Source organism: Bradyrhizobium sp. CIAT3101 (assembly GCF_029714945.1).
GTDB lineage: Bacteria > Pseudomonadota > Alphaproteobacteria > Rhizobiales > Xanthobacteraceae > Bradyrhizobium.
Genome location: NZ_CP121634.1, coordinates 8497255 through 8520491, shown reverse-complemented (window position 1 = coordinate 8520491; position 23237 = coordinate 8497255). Strand labels below are relative to the sequence as shown.

Here is a 23237-nt window from a genome sequence, read left to right as displayed (position 1 = left end):
GGATTCCTCCAGTCTATTCCTTCCAGCATATAGGCCGTCTGCGCTGCCGAGATTGACACCACACCAGCGGATGCTGAGGCCAGATGAACTTGCCGTGGTCCAGGCGCTTGGCATAGAGCGAAAGCCTAACCGTCATGCCATAAAATCTTGATAAGATCGCCGCGGTGCCCCGGAAGATATAGAGGTCCCGGCATGAGCATGGCGCTTCAAGCTCTACTGAACCGTCAGGGCCAGACTTTGCATTCCGCGGCGCATGTCGGTGCGGCCGGTGGCGATCCAGACCCTGATGCCGCTCGGGATCGGGATCATTACCGCCTCAAAAGCTCAAGCACCCGTTGCAGTGCCGCGGCGTCGGCTCTTTGACAACCCGTTGCGCCGAGCCGTCACTGACACCAAACGCAGTCATACGCCCTGTCTTCACCCGCCTTCGCACCGCGCACGGAGGCCCTCGCCGGAGCGATACCCTGAAGCCGTGAGGTGCGGGCTCTCAAACGCCGCGGCAGCCGGGGAGCCTTGCCTACGCTGCTGCCGCGGATCGACGTCGTCGTCGACATGGAGGAGAAGGCCCGTTCCTGCAGCCAGCACGAGTTAACTCGCATAGGCGAGGATAGACACGAGCGGCTGGACCTAGTCCCCCGCGCAGTTCCGGATTCTTGTTACCCAAACGTTGCCTGCCATGCTTGCGAGGATCATACAAGCGGCTGCTTCTGCTCGGCTGATCGAGGTGGATTGCCGACCGAGGCCACCGTCGCCCAGTTACTGCTCTCCAATCGCCTATCACCTGCCGCTGCTTCCGCGCGCCAATTGCCGTCACGACCTCAAAGCTATGGTCCGAGAACGAGGCTTAGGGCTTACCGCTAACGGGCTCCTTTTGGCAGGAAACAAGCAAGTCGCGGCAGAATTTTGCAGTATTTCCCCGCCATAAAGGTCAATTTCACATTCATTGTTCGCGAATATTCGCGGACATTAGCGCCGACAGACGGAGCATGATGGCGAACAAACTGACGGCATAGAGCCAAGCTCTATGCACACGCCGCGAAGGTTTGCTTCGGCTAGCGCTGCCTAACAGGAAGGTTTTCTTTTATGGATAAGGGTCCAATCCGCGCAATCAGCCGCCGCCGTGCCGTAGGCTTGATCACCGCCGGGCTTGTGGCGCCATCTGTCATCCGTCCGGCTGCCGCAGAGGCTGCTTTGCCGGAGCAAACAACTATCCCAGATATCCTGAAAGGCTCAGGAGAGGTCCGCATCGCCTCTTGGGGGGGGTCTTATCAGGCGGCACAGCAGAAGGCTTGGTTCGAGCCTTTCGAAAAGGCGACCGGGATAAAGGTTCGTGCTTTCCCGGATGCCGACCCCGCGAAAGTCAAAGCAATGGTTGATACTGGAAATCTCGAATGGGATGTGATTAGCGCCAGCCGCAGAGCGATGATGCGCCTGAATTCGAGAGGCAGCTACTTCGAAAGCATCGACTACTCGCTGATAGACGATGGCGTGGCTAAGGAATACCGCTTCGATTATGGGATAGAAATGATGAGCTGGGCTCAGGTGATGGGCTATCGGGCTGATGCGTTCAGGAGCGCTACCCCCGCGAGTTGGGCCGATTTCTGGGATACAGAGAAGTTCCCTGGCAATCGGGCAATGTACGGTATTGGCGCCGGCGGTCCTCCAGAGATGGAATTCGCGCTGATGGCTGCTGGAGTGCCGGCAGACAAGCTCTACCCGCTCGATGTAGACAAGGCGCTGGCAAGCTACGACATGATCAAGAAGAGCGTAGTCAAATGGTGGGAGACAGGCGCTCAGCCGATTCAAATGTTGACTGACCGCGAGGTTGTCATGACCACTGTCTGGAACGGTCGCATGGAGGCGCTCAAGGAGCAAGGCGTGCCGGCAGCGATTTGCTGGAATCAAGGGCTTCTAAGGCGCGATGCGTGGGGGATACTCAAGGGCGCCAAGAACAAAAGTAACGCAATGAAATTCGTCGCCTATTCTATGATGCCAATTCCGCAGGCGCGCTTCGCGATGTCTATTGCCTACGGAACTACCAACGAAGGCGCCAATAAATATATCCCGCCAGAGCGGTTGGCGATCTTGCCAAGTTCGCCCGAAATCAAGAAGCAGCTCGTTCTTGTCAACGATGACTGGTGGTTTGAAAACGGAGCCGCAACACAAGCGAAGTTCAACAAGTGGCTGTTGGGCTAGGTCGTTGTCATCATCAGCACTGGCCCTGAGGCCGTTCCGAAAGGTTTTCATGAAGCAAGCGTTGGGTTCTTCGTTGCCTCGCGACTCCAATACGATTTGCGGCGCATCAGTGTATCTCAACGCCTTGCAGAAAAATTATGGTGGCGTCAGCGCGGTGGCCGGCGTTTCACTTGATATCCAGAAGGGTGAGTTCCTCACCCTCCTTGGCCCAAGTGGGTCGGGCAAGACGACCACCCTGATGATGATCGCAGGCTTCGAGGATCCAACTGCGGGCGATATCACAATTGATGGAAAATCGGTGGTAGGGCTGCCTCCCTACCGCCGTAACATCGGTGTGGTTTTTCAGAACTACGCTCTCTTTCCTCATCTGACCGTGGCCGAGAACATCGGCTTTCCTCTGAAGCAGCGCGGAGTCTCCAAGCCCGAAAGAGAGAAGCTGGTCGGTCGGACACTAGAGTTGGTACACCTTCCTGGGCATGGTCGGCGGTATCCGCACCAGCTCTCAGGCGGGCAACAACAGCGAGTAGCGCTCGCTCGTGCGATCGTGTTCAAACCACAGCTGCTGTTGATGGACGAGCCTCTGAGTGCGCTCGATAAGAAGCTTCGCGAGAACCTGCAACTCGAGATCCGACGGTTGCATGCCGAACTTGGCATAACGTTCATCTTGGTCACGCACGATCAGGAAGAGGCACTTACAATGTCCAACCGCATCGCAGTTATGAACGACGGAGAGGTGGTGCAGGTAGGGCGTCCCGAAGAGCTTTACGACCGGCCTTCTAGCCGCTTTGTAGCTGGATTCATCGGTGAGTCGAACTTCCTGCCTGCAACCGTACGCGGCATTGATAACGGCACGGTTCTGGTCGAATGCGAAGGCCGTGCGATGCGGGCCGTTTCGCCGGCGCCTCCTGTGTGCGGCGCAAAAGTCGCGCTCACGATTCGGCCCGAGCGCTTGCACTTTTCCTATGGACATGTCGATTCCGAAACGACCGTTAACGTCATGACCGTCACCGTTGCTGAAGTTGTCTTCGCTGGTGAGCGTTGCCGGTATCTTTTGAAGACTGATGATGGGACCTCCATCGTTCTTAGGGAGGCTACGAGCGCCTCCGTACGTCGCCGTGCCGTTGGAGAGCGGACACAGATCGGTTGGTCGGTGGCCGACACAATCCTGGTATAGAACGCAAATGTCTGACGAGGTTATTAACTCAGTTCTGTTGTCACCTATTGAACGAAAGCGCCGGGCTGAGCTGTCGAAGATGGTCATTCCACTACTGCTCGTAGCGCCGCTGTTCGTATTCATGCTCGTGCTCTACGCGATACCTGTATGCTCTATGTTGTTACGCAGCGTCAGCTCTCCTAGTTGGTCATTCGTGCACTATACGGCGCTCGTTGAGGATGTCGTGTTCGTCAAGACCTTTTCGACAACGCTTAGAACGTCGTTTGTTGTTACCCTTACTAGTCTGGTGCTGGCTTATCCCGTGGCATTGGCACTAACACGCGCCCGGTCTAGTGCACCAGTTCTTCTGATACTGATTCTAATGCCATTCTGGACGTCGATACTGGTGCGTAGTTATGCTTGGATGGTGTTGCTCGGCCGTCATGGCCTGATTAACGAGATGCTATCGTCTCTAGGCATAATAGATGCTCCGCTACGAATACTTAACACCACGCTCGCGAGCGAAATCGCTATGACGCACATCATGCTGCCGTACATGATTTTGCCGATCGCGAACGCTCTCCGGCAGATTGACCCCTCATTGGAACGCGCCGCTTCCGCACTCGGCGCTACGCCATGGGCGACCTTTTATCAAGTGACCTTTCCGCTCTCGATGCCCGGCGTGGCGGTGGGCGTGCTGCTGGTCTTCGTTCTCGCTCTTGGGTTCTACATTACGCCTGCTCTAGTCGGCGACTCCCGCGAGATTACGATTTCGATGCTAATTGCTCATCAGGTGGATCAGCTCAATTGGGAGTATGCGGCCACACTTTCAGTCGTCCTCTTGGTCACTGCGCTCGGGTTAATCGCTGCAGGACAATGCTTCCCAGGCGTCGGCAAGGCTTTTCGGATGAACTTGCGATGAGCGGCAATGTTTCAATGATACGGATCTTGGCGACGACAATCGTCGGGTCGACACTTACATTTCTCGCTTTGCCAATCGCCGTGGTGATCGTGGTCTCGTTCTCGTCGGCAGACTATCTCACGTTTCCGCCGCCCGCCTTTGGTTTTAGATGGTATGCAGCCTACTTTGGTAACGTTGCTTGGCTAAACGCTACCTTGCTCAGTCTATGGGTTGGAGCTGCAGTTGTATCACTCTCAGTAGTGCTAGGCACTCTGGCCTCGGTCGGAATTCAACGTTTGCCGCAGCCGTTGCGCATCGCTGTGACCAGCCTCGTACTTTCGCCGCTAATCGTCCCAACGATAGTTGTGGCGATCGGCATTTACTATGCGTACGCTCGATACGGCCTGATAGGTTCGCCTGTCGCGATAGTGCTGGCACACACCTGCCTCGCAGTTCCTTTTGTGGTGACCACTGTTAGTGCTAGCCTTGCCGGCATCGATCCAAGACTTTCACAGGCCGCGCTCAGTCTTGGGGCCACGCCTAGTGGGACTTTCTGGCAGGTGACGTTGCCGCTAATCCGGCCGGGTATGTTAGTCGGCGCGCTTTTCGCATTCCTTACATCTTTCGATGAGGTGGTTGTAGCGCTGTTTTTGTCAGGCTCCGGCGCAGTCACCCTGCCGCGCCACATGTGGGACGAAGTGCGCTTCCAACTTGATCCCACCATCGCGGCAGTATCAACGCTTACGGTGTTTCTGATGGTAATGCTGGTCAGCGCTGCACGGTTCTTGCGCAAGCGCAGCGAACAATTCGGTAAGGGGGTCTCGCACCGACCCTGACTCGATTCACAGCAGCACGCACCGGTAGTTCGCGCTGAGCTTTCTACGCGTTTTTAGTTTGCTGGAACGGTGCCATCCCAGCGATTGTTTGGCGGTTATCACGTCGTAGGAAGTTTGATCCGGGAATTGCTGTGAGTGAGTTCCTTCGAGGGGGGATTGTTTCAATAGCGCATTTGCAAACGCATGAAGGCGAGACAAGCCCCCCTTTAAATCAAGATTCACGAGCTCGGCAAGGTCGAGATCGGCCCTGCAATCCGGAGTAATCACGATGCCATCCAAAGACATTCAAGCGCTTTATCAAACCAGCGACGCACTTGGTCTGGCGAAATTCGTTCAAGATGGGGAAGTTACACCTGCTGAGCTCATGGAAGCCGCGATCGTCCAGGCTGAAAAAGTAAACCCGCGCATCAACGCATTAGTGAGCTGGGACTATGAGCGCGCACGCTCCCATGCCCGCACGCATCACCCGCACTCGAGATTCTCTGGGGTTCCTTATCTTGAAAAGGACCTTTGGATGCAAGTAACAGGCTTCCGAACGACCAATGGCTCAAAATTCTACTATCGGCTTGCCTCAGTCGCGGAGAAAGACAGTGAATCAGTGCGCCGCTTGCGCTCGGCCGGCTTGATTCCTTTTGGCATGACCAATTCTCCGGAAATGGGTCAGGATTGGACCACGGAACCGAAGGTCTATGGCTCAACGCTGAATCCCTGGGATCTCGCCTTTTCCGCATCAGGCTCTAGCGGAGGGGCAGGCGCTGCCGTCGCGGCGAGGATAGTCCCGATCGCGGGTGGAAGTGATGGTGGAGGATCGATCCGACTGCCAGCAGCTTTCTGTGGCCTTGTCGGGCTGAAGCCCTCGCGTGGGCGAATTCCCGATCCTTGGCAGAATGCGACGGGATCTGTACTCGGTTGCCTCTCTCGAACTGTCCGCGATACGGCAGCGTACTTGGACGTTGCAAGCGGTCCGTACCCAGGGGATTATTTCACGCCCCCGAGGACCGACGAGTCATTCGTGGAGCTTTCTACTAGGGAACCACGACGGTTGCGCGTTGGTCTCGCTACCTCGTTGCCGTTGGGATTCAAGATTGACTCTGAGATTGCCGCTTGTCTCAACCAAACAGCTCGCCTTCTGGAGAATGCTGGGCATTGGGTCGAACCCTGTGAACTCAACCTGTTCACAGAGGCCTGTCGCGTAGCGCGAGGGCGAATCATTGCGGTCCAATTAGCGCAGCGGGTCAATGCGATGGAAACTGCGTTGGGTTCGCGCATGCTCGATGACGACTTTGAGCCGACCACCCTCTCATCAATCGAAGAAGGCAAATCAGTCAACGCGATCATACTAGCCAGCGACATCGAGACGGTTCGCAACAGTGCACGCGACATAGCCGGACGACTTGCAGCTTACGACGTCGTGCTGTGTCCGGTCTATCCCGCTCACACCTTCCGTATAGGAGAAGGTGCCTATGAAACCCACTCTTACGAGCAGCAGTTCGCATTCTGCGAATATCTCTCAACGATCAACACATGCGGGGTGCCCGCGATTTCACTTCCAGTGGGCGTATTCCACGATGGGCTGCCATTGGGCGTACAACTAGTAGGGCATTACGGGGATGAGGCGACGCTACTACAGGTTGCAGAATGCTTGGAACAGCAGCTTGGCTGGCACGAACGACGACCCCCGCTTCTCAGAGGATGAGTGTCACGGCGTTCGAGTTACTTGTTACTCCGCGGCTTGGGTGCTTCGGGCACACTTTTTTGCTGACGCAATAGCAAGGCGTCCTGGCTCTAAGGGTACCAGGAACGAAGTCTCGTGTAAGGGGTCGCTTTCAGGCACATGGAGATCGTCTAGTTGCAGCCGACTGCTGCTGCTGCAAACAAGCGTTGGGCGGAGCAATACAACGATCAGTGCAATCTTTCGGCAAAATCGGCGGAATGATCCGTGCCGTGCTCAAGATCATCTCGCCGGCCGGTTGCTGCGCTTGGGGGTGAGTCTGATAATGCCGAGCGCTTCGCAGATATCCGCGAGCTTCATGGGAGAGTGAACAGCTACCGCTGCCACGGTGGGCAGCCTATAGCTGATCACGGGTCCGCTCCGCGCGGTGGTCGCACGGACGAGGCGGGACATTGGCCTTGCGCCTGGGCTCGTTTAGGGTTGCGCACGGAGCATTCCATTCAGAAGGACCGGACAACGTTATTTTGCTTGCACTCAGGTGGGCTCAGATTCTGGAGATGTTGCAACCTTCTATAAAAGGGGTAGTCGCGCGGTGGAAATAATGAACAAAGGGGGCTTAAGGCAGTACGAAATGTCCCTGAGCTGCATTTAGTCAATCAGGACGGCGCGCTACCATGCAGGACGATAGAGCAACTTCTGGGTTGGGATGGGTCGATGATTTCTTATAACTTGAATGGAAAGGCTGCACTCGTGACTGGCGCTGCAAGTGGCGTCGGGGTTTGCTACTGCCAAAATGCTTGTCGAAAGCGGTGCAGCAGTTGCACTGAACTTTCTCCCTGACGATCCCCGAGGGCCGCAAGCCGTCACGGAGCTTGGGGGGTACGGTAAAGAAATCGCGGCTCCCGGAACGTCGGCGAGTCAGCATCAGCCGATCGAATGATCTCGAATGCTTTATCTGAACTGGACAAATTGGATTTGCTTGTCAATAATGCCGGTCCTCCGGTAGTACAACGAACGATTCCGCCGGAGCGTCTCGACCTCATGACGGAATAACTTTGGAACGTTCTTGTTCGGTGGCTGCATTTGACCTGCGCGGTAGCACCATCGGCTACGCTGCTATAAAAGCCGGCGTGGTAAATCTGACGAAGAATCTCGCCCGAGCTCTTTCTCCTGAAGTGCGCGTTAATGCCGTCTCTCCTGGTTTCATTAATAGCACCTGGATGCTCTGGCCGGAGGAGACACTGCGCGCTGGTGTTGAAAAGCCCCTGCTGAAGCGCAGTGCCGAGCCAGCCGATATTGAGGAAGTCATCGTCTACCTTGGTTTCGGGCCAAGATGGTTACGGGCGCCACCCCGCGGAACGAGTACCCAAATCAAGTTTACGCGCGTGAGCGCATTGGGGTAGTAGCGTCACTCGTTTCGGGATTCCGTCCCAAGGGTTCATCACCTGTTGTAGCACCTTGCCCTCGGCCGGCCTGCGCCGGTCAGACCGTACAAGTAGCAAGGCAGAATAAAGAGGAGAAGTTACTAAGCTCCGGCACCATGTCAGGGTCAATCTGCTCGAGAAGGCGTTCTAAGATCTCAAGGCGGACGCCGCGCCTTGGATTGACGTGTAAGGACTACGAGGCAGGCCTCGAACACCATCTTGAGGATTTGCACGCAAGGTCCACCGGGAAGCATACCGGGCACTGCCGTCACGGCGCGTGTCACTTACCCAAGCCGGATGGCCGGCAACGCCCACTCGCAGTCCCCGCGCTGGAGGACAAGATTGTTTAGCAGGCGAGGGTTGAGGTGCCGAATGCGATCTACGAGGAAGACTTCCTCGGGTTCTCATACTGATTCCGGCCCGGACGTGGGACACACAGAGCTCTTGATACGCTCGTGGTCGGAATCAGCAGCAAGAAGGTGAACTGGATACTGGACGCCGACATTCGCTCGTTGTTCGACACTTTGAGCCAGGGATGGCTCATACGCTTCGTCGAGAACTGGATCGGCGACCAGCGCATCATCCCCCTGATCCAGAAAGGGTTTGAAGCTGGGCATCCTGGAAGATGCGGTCGTGAAGGCTATTGGCAGGAGAACGCGACAGGGCTCGGTGATCGCGCTGCTGCTCGCCAACATCTACCTGCACTACGTCCGCGATCTCTGGGCCGAGCGCCGGCGACGGCGCAAGGCTGGGGGCGATATGATCATCGTGCGCTATGCCGACGATATCGTCGTGGGCTTTGAGCACGAGACGGATGTCCGGTACTTCCTCGACGAGATGCGCGAGCGCTTTGAGAAGTTCTTGCTGTCGCTTCACCCGGACCAGACCCGACTGATTGAATTTGACCGCTTTCCGCGGCCAATCGCAAGCGGCGCGAGCTCGGCAAACCGGACACCTTCAACTTCCTGGGCTTGATCTTCATCTGCGGCAAGTCTCGCCGGGGCAAGTTCCTTGTCAGGCGTAAGAGCCGGTGCGACCGCATACGGGCGAAGCTGCAAGCTATCAAACAAGAATTGCGACGGCGGATGCACCGGCCGGTACCCGAGCAGGAAAATGGCTGAGGCAGGTAGTCAAAGGCCACTTCAACTACCACGCGGTGCCGATCAACCGTAAGCGCTGTTCAGTGACCACCTACCGGACGACGGGCGATCTGCGAGTTTGCGGTTCGGTTTCGACCGTTAGGCTTAAAATGGACACAGTGCATACTGCTATCACGGAGCCGATGCGGCGGCTTGAGGTCTTCACCGGAGCCGGTCGTCGGCGGAAGTGGAGCGGCAAGGACAATGCGCGGTTCGTCGCGGAGATCGTGGCGAGTGGCGCCTCGGTGTGTTCCGTGGCTCGACGGCAGGGATTGTCACCGCAGCAGCTGTTTGGCTGGCGGCGTCAGTTGCGAGAAGCTGCAGCCAGTCATTCCGAGGCAGACGAGGTACAGTTTGTGCCGGCGGTGGTGGACCAGCATTTGATACTGTCCCCGAGAAAGGTGGCCCAAGCTGAACCGTAGGCCTCCTCCATTGAGTTGGACTTCTATTTTTAAATAGGATGTTGATATGCAGAAAAGCATCGCACGATGGAATACATCGCTGATCTGGGTTTATCGAAGGATTTACGCGTCATCCAGGCATTGATTGCATGGAACGGAGCCGGCCGAAGGCTAAAATTTGGAGGCAATGATGCTGAAGGTCAAAAGGGTTGACTGCTCAGAATTTCACTCACCAAGAGACGGACCGCAGTATGACCGATCAGTTCCTATCCGTCTCCGGCGGGCGCAAATATTTGGAAGCCGCAACTTTTAAACAGGCATCTGATATGCAGGGATTGCTCTATCGACGGAGTCCGGTTTGTTCCGGGACGCGGCCCTTTGTGAAAAACGGGATTCTTGCGAGCATTGCCCTTGAAGAACTCGCGGCAATAGGAGAATACCTCGAGCCGGTCGTTCTGAGAGAACGCATGATCCTTCAAGAACCTAAAAAGCAAATTGAGCACATTTACTTTATAGAATCGGGCCTCGTGTCGCTAAGGATCCTCGCGGCGGAAAGCATCCTTGAAACAGCCGTAATAGGCCATCGAGGCGTGGTCGGGGCCTCGCTTCTCGCCGAAGGGCATCTTGCCACACGTCAATCTGTTGTCCTCGTTTCCGGAAGCGCATACAGAATTCTCGTCCAGGAGTTGCGACGGCTCTTGCCCAAGTGCTCCGAAGTACGTGAACATCTCGTTCGGTATGTCCAAGCGCAGAACTTGCATTGCGCTCAGACTGGATTGTGCGGTGTTCGACACGATCGGGAAAAACGGTTGGCGTGCTGGCTCTGTTTGGCGAGTGACGCTCTCCAGGCTGATGTGCTTCCAATCACCCATGACTACCTTTCTTCTATGTTGGGATTGCGCCGCCCTGGGGTAACGGAAACGCTGATCCGTTTCGAACAGCAAGAATTGATTCGAAAAACGCGTGGCATATTGCAGATCAGGGATCGGCGTAGCCTCGAACAGAAGGCATGCAGTTGTTACAAGCTCATTACCGGCGCCTATTTTGCGACCGAGTTCGTTAGCTCAGCGACCGATGGGGTGTGTGCCAGCTTCGATTCCCACGTCAGTTCAATTTAGCGGACAATTACAATTGGACTGTTGCATCCGCGTATCGGTCCGTCGCGGATCTCCCCTCCGCATTGCTACCAACCAGACATGTTTGCCGGCTGAAGTTCTACAGGTCCTCCCGAACGGCGGCCGATCGGGCTGAGCACACGCACGTTGCAACTTGGGTTAATATACCAGCTGCCGAAAGGATGACCAGCGCGTTCAGCTCTCTAAAGGGTCAGGGATTTTGGACAAATGCGGTCTGTATTGATCCTCACGGAGAGGAGCCAATCCCAGCGCGGCTGCTCACCGATAATTCCATGCAAGCATAGGGCAGACCTGAGGGAGCCGTGAGGCTACGCAATCGGCATCGCGGCGGCTTAAGCTCCTACAAGCCTTTTGAGCCAGGCTGCCACTGCATGCCATTTCCATTCGCTCATAGTCCATCGGAAAGACCAAATCGATCTTCGCCGTGCTGTTGCTCGCAGCAAGTTGAAGCCGATGGGTTTAGCCTCGATCTCGCCTCAGGCAATTGCGATTTGAGCGGCTCAGGAAGGCGCACCAGTTTGAGGACGTCCAACGGCGGTAACAAAATTGAGCTCCCGCCTCAGCGTAAGTATCCGGTGAGGCTCATAAAGTGCAGGCCAAGGTCACCGCCAGATTACATGGCCTTTTGCTGCCCGTGCTCGCATCTTGGGTGTCGCCTGGATTGGAGTCGGCAAGGAAGGGGAAATGCTATCAATCGGTTTGTGTCTTCGTTGGTCTCGACATACACACAAGGAGAAAAGTTCTGTGGCGGACGTTGGGCGAGCGGTTGAGGTTCGGCATGTCGGCACTATCAAGAACGATCCGACGGCAATCGGCAAATTCGCTTGGAGTCGGGCGCGTCGACATGGTGTCGTCGAGTTCGTCTACGAGGCTGGATCATGCGACTACAACGTTCAACGTCAATTCTCGACAATGGAGATGATCTGCAGAGTGTGCGCGCCCGTCGCTGACGCCACGCAAGCCGGGCGAGCGGATCAAGAATGACCGGCGCGACGCCATCATTTTGGCTCGTCTGCGTCGGGGGCAAATCCGCGAACTACTCGCGAACTCCCCGTGGCCAAACGGATGCAGGCTCTGCAGCCTTGAAGGGCGTTGGTCCGATCGTCGCCGCTACTATACTCGCCGAGATCGGATACTTCTCCCGCTTTGCTCATCCGCGGCAGCTCGTTGCCTCGGCCTCGCCCCAGGCGAGCACAGCAGCGGCGGTACAGTAAGGCCGCGCGGCATCACCAAGGCGGGCAGTTCGATCGCGCGGGGTTGCTCGGGCCTGGAAAGCGCAGATACGTCTGCACAAGACATATCGGAAGCTTACCGCGCGCGGAAAGCGCTCAGTCGTTCGAATTCATTTTCATTTTGGACAGCGGAAACGCCCACGTCCGAGGCCAGAGCGAGGCAGCCCTTCGAGCACCGTCATCATGGGGTAGCCAATCCCCGCATAGGAGTCTAAGCGACCGTCGAGAACACTCGGCGTCCTCACCCATGCGGATCGTATGCATCAAATATCCACGTCCCCAAACGGGCGATCGGGAAGCTGTGTTCAAAATAGTTGACAAAGGCCATAGGAGATGAACCGGCCACGGTCCAGTCGCTTGGCGTAGAGCGACAGCCCGACTCCGTCGCGCCAAAGGGCTTTGATCAGGGTGCTAGCACGACCACGGAACACAAAGACATCACTGGCAAAAGGATCTTGCCCCAGTCCCTCTTGCACCAGCAATGGCAGGCCCGCATGCCTTCGCGCATGTCAGTGTGACCGGTTGCGATCCAAATTCTCGCCTCTGCCGCGATCGGGATCATCGCCGTTCCAGCAGATCCAACACGCAAGACAACGCGGTCATATCAACACCGGCGTCCACCCGGCAGCCCTTGCCGATGATAACCTCCATGTCCGATCGCTGGCCACGCTAAAGCTATTGGCAGCACCGCCGGTTAGTCAGCACCCTCATCGCCGGCACAAACGCTGACTGAGTTGTTCAGTACCGCTCGTCCGCGTCCCACTCGATCGTCGTCAAGTCAATAGGAGCGAGCGCGAAATGCCGTATCGTCGTACTGTCGACGAGACCGCACGCGCTGCCTTCAAACTCTCCAGAACGATCTTGACTTTCTCATCGTCGGTCCAGCGACGGCCAGTCTCGACAACCTTGAACCGTTCAATCTGAGCACCGAACTTATTGCTGTCCATAAGGGCTGTTACACAGCACTCGTCTTAGCCCGACAAGACGGCCCTCACCGGAGAAAGACGCTTCAGCTTTGCCTGAATCGTTGCAATTGTTGCGCGAAGTATGGGAGCGGGTACGAAACGTACATCTGTTAGTAGATAAGGTTCAAATCGTACGATTGTGAAGCGCTCTAAACACGCTGTCCGCGCTAGCGCGCGCGTTCGTCCGTTTCGGACGAACTTTTCGCGCCATTAAGTAGCGCAATCTGTCAACGTAATAACGCGAGCGGCGGAATGGTCCGCACCGCGACATCAGTGGGTTCGATCAATCCGTGGTGTTGGAGCAAGGCCCTGTAGGTCGGGAATGATTTGGGGGCGAAGGTGGCTAATCTCCTGAATGCGAGACGAGCCATTCTTGAGTTAAAACAACTGGAGGTCTTTATAATGAAGATGGCGAAGAGCCTTTTTCTAGGTTCAACGGCAGGTCTAATCGCTATCGGCGGTTCGCAGGCGGCCGATCTCCCCATCAAGGCCAAGGCGATCGAGTACGTCAAGGTCTGCTCATTGTATGGTGCTGGATTCTACTACATACCGGGCACCGACACCTGCATCAAATTGGGCGGCTATCTGCGTGCTGAAACGACATTCGGCACGAGCTATCATTATGACGCGCCAACCAGTTTTGTTGGAGGCGCGCAGAACCGCCTGAGCGAATATTACAGCTGGCGCGCTCGTCAAGACATTACGGTGGATACGCGCACTGCCACCGAATACGGTATGGTCCGCACGTTTGGTGAGTTCGCCTTCACCTATACTGGGGGAGCCTATAGTGGTGCCGGGACAGGTGGTACGACGTACACGTCATCGATCGGTAGTCAAGTCGCTTCCGGCACCCCCGGTCTTTACTACGCATTCATCCAATTCGCTGGCTTCACGATCGGCAAAGCTACGTCCCAGTTCAGCACGCCGTGGGGCCAGTATGCGGCCAACGCCATTGAGCTACCAGGCGCCGGCGGCTGGGACCCGGCGAACCAGGTCGCGTATACGTTTGATTTCGGTCAAGGCGTCATCGCGTCGGTCTCGGCCGAGGATCCGGTGTCTCGTAGCCAACTTGCTATCTGGAACGTGAGCGCGGCGACGGCTGGCGGACTTGCCGCCGGTGCGTACGGGGCCAGCGACTTCGGTGGTGCGAGGGCTCCAGACCTCATCGGCTCAGTCACTGTTGACCAGACATGGGGTTACTTCAAGGCCTCTGCTGCGGCGCACAATAATCATGCTGCCTACTATGGTGCGACGGAGGTGACAGGTCACCCGGCTGACAAGTGGGGCTGGGCCGGTCAACTGGCGTTGTCGATCAAGAATATCCCCACGGGTGCGGGGGATTCAATCAGCGTGACAGGCGTTTATACCAATGGCGCAAGCCGCTACAACTTTCACGACTATACGGGCGCGCCAAGCTACGCGATGTACGGAGGTACTGGCATTGCCGGTGCTTATCAGAGCGTAGCGGTATCTGGTGTGTCTGACGCGGTATTCGTGGCTGGCTCCGGTCAGGAGCTAACCACAACCTACGGCATCTCAGGGGGCTACAACCACAACTGGAGCCCGCAATGGGCTTCCAGCATCTTCGGCGCCTATGCTGCCGTGCGCTACAACACGACTGCCAAGGGCTATATTTGCGGCGCATTTGTCGCAACTCTCGCGCTCTCGAGCGGTCCTGGAGGCTGCAATCCTGATTTCAACTACGCGGTTGTTGGCACGAGGACGGGCTGGACTCCGGTTAAAGGCCTTACCTTCTCGGCCGAGCTCGCATACACGATGCTCGACCAAAAGTATGCGAGCGGAAGCACGGTGGCGTTGCCTCTGCAGACATCAATCGCCAAGCCCGCTGCTACTTACGAGCTCAAGGATCAGAATGCTCTTACGCTTCTGCTTAGAGCTCAGCGGACTTTCTGATTTCTCTATCAATCTACTGGAAGGAGAAAAGGCAGTTTTACTTATCTAAGTGTTACCTCCAAGAAGGCCTCCGGCATGCCCGCCGGAGGCCTTTCGTATCAGGTCAAAAAGCTCATGCGTTCGGGGGCTTTGAACGTCGATCGCTTGCTGTCCCGCCCGGCCAGCCGCTATTATGCCGATATCTAGCGGGAGAGCACCACACTCTCTGTTGCATCGACGGTGCATCAACTGTATTTTCAGACCCGGTCGCTCCGCCGGGCACGGTCTGGCTCTTTCCGACAATCGCGTTCCGAGCTTCTCACGCCCGAGAGGCCGCCGCTGTTCACTTCGGCCTTCAGCGTGCCAGTGGCGCATTCCTGCATCACGCCAACTCACCATTACCATTGGCAGCGCAAGGCCCACCCCTTTAGGAGAAGCTACAGCCGAACGTGCCAGACGGGCGTACGGGCTCATCTGCATAGCAAACTGCAGCCCAGCGGTCGAATACGCTCCCTCATCAATTCCTGGCACAGCAGTGGCAATCCACTCGCGCGGATGCTGCGCAGAGACCAGCCATCTGTCCTCTCTAAACGCCATCCGGAACTGCCCCGCATTGTCTTGCTAAAAATGTCACCGAACAACTTACCTGTCCTGTCTGGGGCGGAGCTGCCGAAAAAGTTCAGTGGCCGCTAAGGCAGGGAAGATCAGCATGCGCGCAAAGCGCGAGATCACATCAGCGCTGGCCGAGCGTTATCGAGCGAGCGGGCGGGCTCGAGAAGGGAAGAAACCTAGACGAGCTATGCGCCGTTGCGGGATGGTAAGCACACGATCCGAGCGCTGTCATTTGACGGGGCATCGGGATCGGCCGTGCCGCGGCGGCGTGGCCGGACCTACGGAGCTTCCATTCGCATGGCAATAATTGTGCTATGGGACGCGTCTAACCGGCTCTGCAGCAAGTGGCTCGTCGCGATGATCCCGTTCTTGCTTGCGGCTCTTCAACGGCACGGCAAATTGAGACTTTCTGCCGATGGTTTTGAGGGTGAGCGCGGCGACGATCGATCGCCTGCGGAGCGACGTAAGGATCGCAGCAGCCGGAGGACGACGACGGCGGGCGGGCTTTTCTAGTGCTGTTACGGCGCCAAGCGCCGGTGCGTACATTCAATGACTGGGGTTCCGCCGGGGTACTGCGAAGCGGATCTGGTTGCGCACGGTGGCATGTCCGTATTCGGCTCGTTCATTAAGACGGTAACAATGGTGGATATCGCAAAGGGGGGGGGGGACCGAATGCTTTCCGCTGGCCGTGCCAGCTCTTGTGGTCGAAGCTCTCGAGCGCGCGCAGAGCCTATTTCCCTGGCCCGTTCGGGGACTCGATTTTGATACGACAGCGCCTCATGAACGACACGGTCGTATCGTGGTGCCGTCCTCACGATGTCGAAGTCACTCGTTCGAGGGCCTACAAAGAACCATCAGTCATTTATTAAACAAAGGAACGGAGCTATCGTTCGCCGCCTGGTGGTCTTGGCGCCTTCGCGGTGCTTCTTCTTCAGCGTAACCGAGGGCTGGAAGAACTTGATGTGCAACCGTGCAGCCGCAAACAGGCGAGCAAATGAGGGAGCGGCATCAATGACTTCAAACCGAATGATCAAGCGCTATCTTGCTCCCGCTACACCGTACGAAAGAGCGTTAGTCCACCCAGGCTCAATGAGGCGTTCAAAGGTCGGCTCGAGGATATACCGGACGCTTGATCCGGTGGCATTGCTGGCACAGATGCGGACGCTCAGAATGAGCTGGGTAAGCGCGTCGATGAGCGGGCTGGGAAGCCAGCGATGACTGCCGCGCAGGAGCACAGCGACTTGGTGGCCTGTGCCCGAACGCTCGGCGATGGTTGGAAACAGGGTGAGCAGCGGAGTATTCATCGGCGTCGCTATATGCGACGCAAGCCCGTGCCATGTCGACCATCGATGCTCGACCCCTACATTCACATCATCGAGGAATGGCTCGCCGCGGCTCCACAGTTGCCCGCGGTCGATCTTCTCTCCGGGTTGGAAACGCACGCGCCTGGTCGTTGCAGCGACCATGAGCGGCGCACGGTGCAGCGATTGGTGAAGAATTGGCGATCAACGGCCGCTCGACAGCTGATCAGCAGCAAAGAGATCACACATCGGTCCAGGCTTCGTTCCTTAGTAGTTAATCCTCAAAGGTTCCTTCGCCGAACCGCCGCAAGCCGCTCGCTCGCTACGGCGCGCTTCGCGAGCGGCTTGCTCGGACTCGCGGTGTCCAATTCAGCAGACGCCAAGGTGCGCTTCGATGACATTATCATCTGAGGTAATATGAGCGGCACTTTTCCATGACGCGCGACAGTCTCCTGAAGTCGTCTGGGGCAGCGAGGTGGCGATTCAGCGCACGTGCTCTGCAGACAGGCCAGCCTGGCGTGCAATTCGTGCGATAAAGGCTGCCTACTCAAAGGAAATACGCGGATTAAAAATCATCCGACAGCGCCTTCAGCGCGAAGTTGCGCAATCATAGCGGAGTTGTAGCCGATTTCCGTGAGGAGTTGTTCCGCATGCTCTCCAAGAATCGGACCGGGTGTTGCAGATCCGGGGATAGGTTCGCCATTGATGTGAATGGCGCTAGCAACGGTTTTGACGATTCCGCACTTCGGATGTTCGAATTCAACGATCATACCACGAGAGCGTGTGTGTGGATGATCTAGTGCTGCACCAATGCTAGCAATCGGAGCATGCGGAATCCCTGCGGCCGCAAATACGTCGCACCATTGTGCGACTGTCTTCGCTTTAAGCCGTTCGCCCAGAGCAGAGTCGACCTCTTGCCGTCTTTTGAGACGACCAGCATTTGTATTCAGCTCTTTATCTGCGGCGAGTTCTGGTAGGTCGATGGCGCGGCACAGGGAATGCCACAAGTGATCGCCGTAAGCCGCGATGACGACGTCGTCGTCCGCAGCGCGGTAGACACCATACGGGACCGCCATAGCGTCGCCGGAGCTTGTCGGAGTGGGTAGTTCACCATCAGCCAAGTAGCGACTCGCAAAATAGGGATATGTTGTAAGGAGAGATTCAAACAAGCTGAGATCAATCACACAGCCTTGACCAGATCTAATGCGGCCGACCAGAGCCGATGCGATCGAAACAGAGCCATACACGCCGGCAAGAATGTCACCAATCACAATACGCAAGGGTGTTGTACCCTCTTTACTCAGGCTTATCAGCCCTGTCATTGCCTGGGCTACGAGGTCAAAGGATTTGTAATCCCGCAGAGGGCCAGTCTGGCCGAAACCCGAGATCGAACAGATGACGAGGGCGGGATTCAATTCCAGGAGATGATCGTACCCAAAACCGAGGGATTCGAGCGTGCCTGGGCGGAAGTTTTCAACGAGGACGTCCGCTCGATCCACCAATTTTTCAAGGACGCGTCTGCCCTCATTGCGCTTCAGATCAAGGGCCAAGCTGCGCTTATTCCTGTTTAGCGCGGCAAAGTAATAGCTTTCCCCCTCGCGGCAGGGCTCGACCTTGCGCGATATATCTCCGTGACCGAGCCTCTCGATTTTGACGACATCCGCGCCTAGGTCCCCAAGGATGGTGGTGCAGATTGGCCCGGCTAGAACGTGCGAGAGATCCAGGACGCGGATGCCTTGGAGCGGTCGCCGGGCAAGAGTTTTCGTATCTTCTCCTTGCGACGTCTCCGGCCTGCCGGCTGCTTGCTCAGCAATCATGATAAGGATCCCTTGGTTGATGCCCTACACGTAAGTCTCCAATTCCCTCGGGGTAGTCGGATGCCTTCCTCTTCCGCAGAAGGTCCAGCCACGTTATTTAGCCTTAAGCCACAAACCGAATTTCGCCACCTGGGTAAGCGATGATTGCACTTTACCAATTTTCATACTCCTAAACATAAACCTCAAATGGGCAGCGCGATGCGCAGAGGTCCGGTATGTGTATGATTTGACTCTGTCGAACGTTGGCGGCGACGCTAGTTTGTTTTATTGCTTGGAGATGACGTGCTCCGCGCAACGATTAACTGCTAGAATGGTTGCGCATTTGTGCACGGAGCGAGAGTTCCGGGACGGCTGCCAATTATTGATAATTGATTTGGCGGGATCGAGAAACTACCTACTCTGGTGGCCGACGTTGCATCAGCCATCTCGAGAGCCGGTGTTGTGGTGGTGTGTAAGGGCCGCGGTTGTGGAGTATGAGGGCGATCAACTCCGATGAGCCTCATTGTTACTCTGAAAGCCCCAGGATTTATCCACGATTGCGACGCGCTTCCGGTTAGACGATTGATTATGCACAGGCTAGTCGCCATAGCGGCGTGGACGGCTACACGGGATCTTACAGGGATTAAGGGAGCAGAGGTCTGTCCTGTGAGATAAAAGCTTCCCACACGTTAAATCATAAGCGATTCTCCAGTATCCAAGGCTGCCGTTTGCTGTCTCGAGGTATTCACGAGGATTGCGTGAGTGTACTTTTGGGGAGCGCCAAGATTGGCACCGCAGCATAAATCAGTAGCGGAGAGTGCGCCCATCGCAATTGGTTGAGTGCTTGTGCTAAACAGCGGCATGTCACCGTGGCTGGCTAATGCAGCGTATCGAGGGAAAGACATTGACGATGCAGCGTTGTTACCGCATTTGCAGTCGACCAATTCGGCACGAGATTGTAGCGCTTTGGCCCAGGCGGTTCGATCCACGCTCTGAGCAGCCCATTCCGACGGATCGATGAATCAGTCAGTTGGGCGATCGTTACGTATTTCAAAGACATTTCGGTTGATAGAGCCGAATTGTACGCCTTTATGTTAACATGCGCGCGCGTCCCCCAACCAACCAGTTCCCCTTGCGAAAATCAACGGCGAATCCGAGATCGGCGACCTCCGCCAAGTGTCACCAGATAGCTGTCCGCGATCGCATTTCGGGTTCCTCTGTTTCGCGGAGTAGAAACCCTGCGACGAGCCAACCAACTGCTCCGCGGCGGTCAAAAGACATTCAAAATACATTCATATTCCACTCCACAACAAATGAAGATCGCTAATCTCGGCGCTGGTAGCGCATGCGAGCTTCTGTCAGTTGAAATTGGAAAGTGGCAGACCGAGACCCGTGGCCGGGTTCGGCGATGTCGGTCCTCCAATTCACCGCGTGCTTCGCGCGGCGATACCAACTCCGAAATACCGGTTGTGAGCGAGATCGAGAATGCGATCGGTCAAATTCGCAAAGCTGTATCCGCCAGCTATCGCCGCCCGAACGTAAGAGTGCGTGCTGTGGAGTGACGGGCTGAAGTTGATCTCGAGCACAAAAGGGTGGCCGGAGCGATCGATGCGAAGGTCAACGCGAGCATAATCCCGGCCAAGGCAGGCGCGGAAGGTCGCAAGCGAAATATCCCGCAGTTTCGAAGCAAGCTCATTTTCGATTTGAGCAGGGCAAATCTTCCGGAGCTCCGCGATCGATCGATGACATTTGTCTTCCTGGGTGATAACGTGTGTTTCGCGACTGCCGAAGTCGTGTTCAACTGGAGGCAAGATCTCAACCCCTTCGTTTCCCAGTAGGGAGATACAGATTTCCCGCCCCTCGATGTATTCTTCCACGAGCGCATCCTGCGAATATTCGGTGACCGTCTCTTCTACAGCTTGCTTCAGCCGGCTAGTGTCCTCTACCAGTTGTACTCCCAGGCTGACGCACTCGTAGCGTGGCTTCACTATCAACGGAAATCGCAGGTCGCCGATGCTCTCGATCCCGGTACGCATCACTCGAAAGTTCGGTGTCGGCACTCCGTCGTCTCGCATGAGCTTCTTAGCAATCACCTTGTCGAGCTCAAGTGCAGCCCCGAGCGGACTCGGTCCAGTGTAGGGGATGCCAGCCATCTCAAGCATGGTCGGAACCTGGCTGCAACGCCACTCGCCCTTATTTCCGTAAGCCATGTTAAAGGCCATTCCGGAAGCGCTGCCTTGCGGATCGGCCGGCATGAACTGCTCCAGCGTGGTGAGCAGTCCTCCATCACTCGCGCAAAGCAGCGTCTCGTGCCCGCTCTCTTGCAAGGACGCCATTACGTTATCGACTGTTGCGTCATAAATCGCACGGCCGGATAGATCCGACGTATTAATGACAGGCTCTTTCACGACCGCTACTCGCATAAGCTACTCCGTTTGGCTTGAAAATGCGCAAAATTAGAAGCCTGTTGATCAGAAGCACGTAGTCGCAGTGGGACCGGAAACGAATGACGACCTCCAAGCTGTCTCGGCTAGGTGGTCCACGTCCCGCCCCTAATTGTGCACCATAAACGGTGTACAACAGGCGTTTCAGACGGAGAGGGACTAAAGCCCGTCGGGCGACTGATGGGCAGTCCGCGGCGAAAACTATGAGCCGCAATTATCAAACCGCACTCAAGCAGTGGTGCACCTAGCGCATCAGCTAGGATGGTTCGGGCAAGCTTCATATGGCCCTCTCCGGCGCAGATTGCGAGACCGCTATAGCCGTATGGTCTCCACTGGGTCTAAGCAATCGTTGTGCCAACAGAGCATCTGCGAGTAGTAACGCCAAAGCGGTGTATTTCGCATCACACCCATCGAATACCGGTGCCGCGACGAGGCTGATTCCGAACATAAACGTCTTCAACCGGACGAGCCTAAAGCAGGCAAACGAACTTCGAACCTCGGCGTCGGCACGAGTTCTCGTCGAGTAAACGCAAGGGAGTCCTACGTGAAGGGGAACGAAAGATCTTTCGGCGCTGGTTGCTTCGAGAAATCAATTCCGATAATCGTGTCCCATCGTGGCGCCGAGTTCCCTATATCTCCATGCTCGCCTGAACGACACGGTCATCGATTGGCGCTTTATCGCGGCGGGAAAGTCGATGCAGAACGGCTTCATCGAGAGTTTCATGTATAGACGGCCCCCTGATGCATGGGCTTTTTGCAGCATTTTGGATATCTGTCGGGTGCGTTCATGTATACGGCCTGTCATTGCGGCCGATAGCATGGTCGTGGCCCCGATGGCGATCGCGGATCGAGGCCTCATCAACGGGCCGCACTTGTTGCGCTTAAAAGTCTTCGGGCTTTCTCGATCCCCAGCTCTGCCGGTTTCCATCACGCTGTCAGCTGCGCTCACACCTTAGGGTGGCCATCGCGGCGGCTCAGGCCGCGAGCTTAGGCCGATAGAACTCACCGCTCGTCATCATTGCCCAGATGAACCGAGCCAACTTGTTGGCGACAGCGACAGCAACAGCCATGGGCCGGCGCCCGTTCAAGCCGAGCTTCGATCCAGCCACCTCCCACCCGGGACCGGCCTTTGCATACCGAACGACGTTGCGTGCCCCGATGACAAGCAAGTGCCTGAGATAGGAATCGCCTTGCTGGGTTATGCGGCCGAGCCGGTCCTTCCCGCCGGTGGAATTCTGCTTAGGCGTCAGGCCAAGCCAGGCCAAAAGCGCGATCAACAGCTCAACGAGCCCCTGTTCTTCGATCTGGATGACCGCCGCCCGAAGATGGGTACTTTGATCGCCGACTACAGTATCCGGCGGCATCGTTCGTGCCTGAATTGCCTGACGCGCGCCGCCTCATTGCAACGGACGGCCGGCTACACAACCCCGACTAGCTGCGCCGATCGTCCGTGGCTCCGAAACTCCGGGATCTAACCGCGCTGGATGAGACTTCGTGGCAGATCATGGCTTCTCAAAGAGCAGCGGTGCGGGCTTCTCAGCCTCCGAGTTGCGGCCCTATCCCAAAGGCGCCAACTGGAGAGCTGGGTCTGGTGTAGGGCGGGGAGCATATGAGTCTGCTCAAGTTGATCGGTGGTTCGGGGGTAACGCCGACGGTACGACCTTGAATGCCAAGCGCGCGCCACTCCAGCATCCGATGCAGGCCCTCGCTCAGTTGAGATGCCGCCGATAATGCCTGACGGCAGCCGCTCGCCTTTGAAGATGACGGTCTTCATTGAGCAACGCAATGCCGCCCCCATACACCAGAGTTGGTAGTGTCTCGGTCGTTGAGAATAGGGCAAGGTCAAATCCTGAGCGGTCGGGCAGGCCGTGAAACATCTCAACGATCGTCGAAAAGGTACGGCAATGGTATCGCAATTTGTTGCACGTCTCGCGTTGGTTCAAAAAAGCTTGGCGCCCAATCAAGCATCAGGATCTCGAATATCACGACAATGCGAGGTAACCGCGAATTCTTCGGCGGCCGATCGAATGACCTGGGTGAGCTGCGTGCGGACAAGTTCCTTGCGGTTCCCATCATGCGCCTAAGTGCAATCTGGTCTAGATCTTGAGATCGGCGGCGTGGTGACGGCTGTGAATG

General features: G+C 56.5%; 14 protein-coding genes and 2 pseudogenes. 12 read left to right on the top strand and 4 right to left on the bottom strand.

The window, feature by feature from the left end:
• The first annotated feature begins 1083 nt into the window (after positions 1-1083).
• From QA645_RS39670 to QA645_RS39655, 4 genes are read left to right on the top strand one after another with little or no spacing between them, the layout of a single operon-like run.
• Complete coding sequence (locus QA645_RS39670) at positions 1084-2196, top strand: ABC transporter substrate-binding protein (RefSeq protein WP_283046434.1); 1113 nt, start codon at positions 1084-1086, stop codon at positions 2194-2196.
• A 49-nt stretch (positions 2197-2245) separates the two neighbouring features.
• Entirely contained in the window at positions 2246-3370 is a 1125-nt protein-coding gene (locus tag QA645_RS39665; RefSeq protein WP_283046433.1) for an ABC transporter ATP-binding protein, read from the top strand.
• Between the two features lie 7 nt (positions 3371-3377).
• Positions 3378-4271 (top strand): ABC transporter permease, encoded by an 894-nt coding sequence (locus tag QA645_RS39660; RefSeq protein ID WP_283046432.1) that lies wholly within the window; start codon positions 3378-3380, stop codon positions 4269-4271.
• Positions 4268-5086, top strand: a complete 819-nt coding sequence (locus QA645_RS39655; protein WP_283046431.1) for an ABC transporter permease — start codon at positions 4268-4270, stop codon at positions 5084-5086. Before QA645_RS39660 ends, QA645_RS39655 begins: the two co-directional genes overlap by 4 nt.
• A 6-nt stretch (positions 5087-5092) precedes the next feature.
• On the opposite strand, the gene QA645_RS39650 is transcribed toward QA645_RS39655, so the two are convergent.
• On the bottom strand, positions 5093-5353 hold the full coding sequence (locus tag QA645_RS39650; RefSeq protein WP_283046430.1) for a hypothetical protein: 261 nt from the start codon (positions 5351-5353) through the stop codon (positions 5093-5095).
• 1 nt (position 5354) lies between these two features.
• On the opposite strand from QA645_RS39650, the gene QA645_RS39645 reads away from it, so the two are divergent.
• The 8 genes and pseudogenes from QA645_RS39645 to QA645_RS39605 all read left to right on the top strand — a co-directional run bounded on the left by QA645_RS39645 (position 5355) and on the right by QA645_RS39605 (position 17272).
• Positions 5355-6782, top strand: a complete 1428-nt coding sequence (locus QA645_RS39645; protein ID WP_283046429.1) for an amidase — start codon at positions 5355-5357, stop codon at positions 6780-6782.
• 1049 nt (positions 6783-7831) lie between these two features.
• Complete coding sequence (locus QA645_RS39640; protein ID WP_283046428.1) at positions 7832-8161, top strand: SDR family oxidoreductase; 330 nt, start codon at positions 7832-7834, stop codon at positions 8159-8161.
• Between the two features lie 624 nt (positions 8162-8785).
• Positions 8786-9157 carry a reverse transcriptase domain-containing protein gene (locus QA645_RS39635; protein ID WP_283046427.1) on the top strand — a complete coding sequence of 124 codons (372 nt, stop codon included), beginning with the start codon at positions 8786-8788 and terminating at the stop codon, positions 9155-9157.
• Between the two features lie 274 nt (positions 9158-9431).
• Entirely contained in the window at positions 9432-9743 is a 312-nt protein-coding gene (locus QA645_RS39630) for a transposase (RefSeq protein WP_349253197.1), read from the top strand.
• A 230-nt stretch (positions 9744-9973) separates the two neighbouring features.
• Positions 9974-10840: a Crp/Fnr family transcriptional regulator gene (locus QA645_RS39625; protein ID WP_283046426.1), complete on the top strand. Its 867-nt coding sequence runs from the start codon at positions 9974-9976 to the stop codon at positions 10838-10840.
• 1097 nt (positions 10841-11937) lie between these two features.
• Positions 11938-12201, top strand: a pseudogene (locus QA645_RS39620) (transposase); the annotation flags it as partial.
• A 1256-nt stretch (positions 12202-13457) separates the two neighbouring features.
• Complete coding sequence (locus tag QA645_RS39610) at positions 13458-14969, top strand: porin (protein ID WP_283046424.1); 1512 nt, start codon at positions 13458-13460, stop codon at positions 14967-14969.
• Positions 14970-16774: 1805 nt separating this feature from the next.
• Entirely contained in the window at positions 16775-17272 is a 498-nt protein-coding gene (locus QA645_RS39605; RefSeq protein ID WP_283046423.1) for a hypothetical protein, read from the top strand.
• A 161-nt stretch (positions 17273-17433) separates the two neighbouring features.
• Here the strand turns inward: QA645_RS39605 and QA645_RS39600 are convergent, their stop codons facing one another.
• The 3 genes and pseudogenes from QA645_RS39600 to QA645_RS39590 form a co-directional block, all read right to left on the bottom strand.
• Positions 17434-18678, bottom strand: a complete 1245-nt coding sequence (locus tag QA645_RS39600; protein ID WP_283046422.1) for a CoA transferase — start codon at positions 18676-18678, stop codon at positions 17434-17436.
• 1403 nt (positions 18679-20081) lie between these two features.
• Positions 20082-21065, bottom strand: a complete 984-nt coding sequence (locus QA645_RS39595; protein ID WP_283046421.1) for an ATP-grasp domain-containing protein — start codon at positions 21063-21065, stop codon at positions 20082-20084.
• Positions 21066-22075: 1010 nt separating this feature from the next.
• Positions 22076-22363: pseudogene (locus QA645_RS39590) on the bottom strand (transposase); the annotation flags it as partial.
• Positions 22364-23237 lie beyond the last annotated feature (874 nt).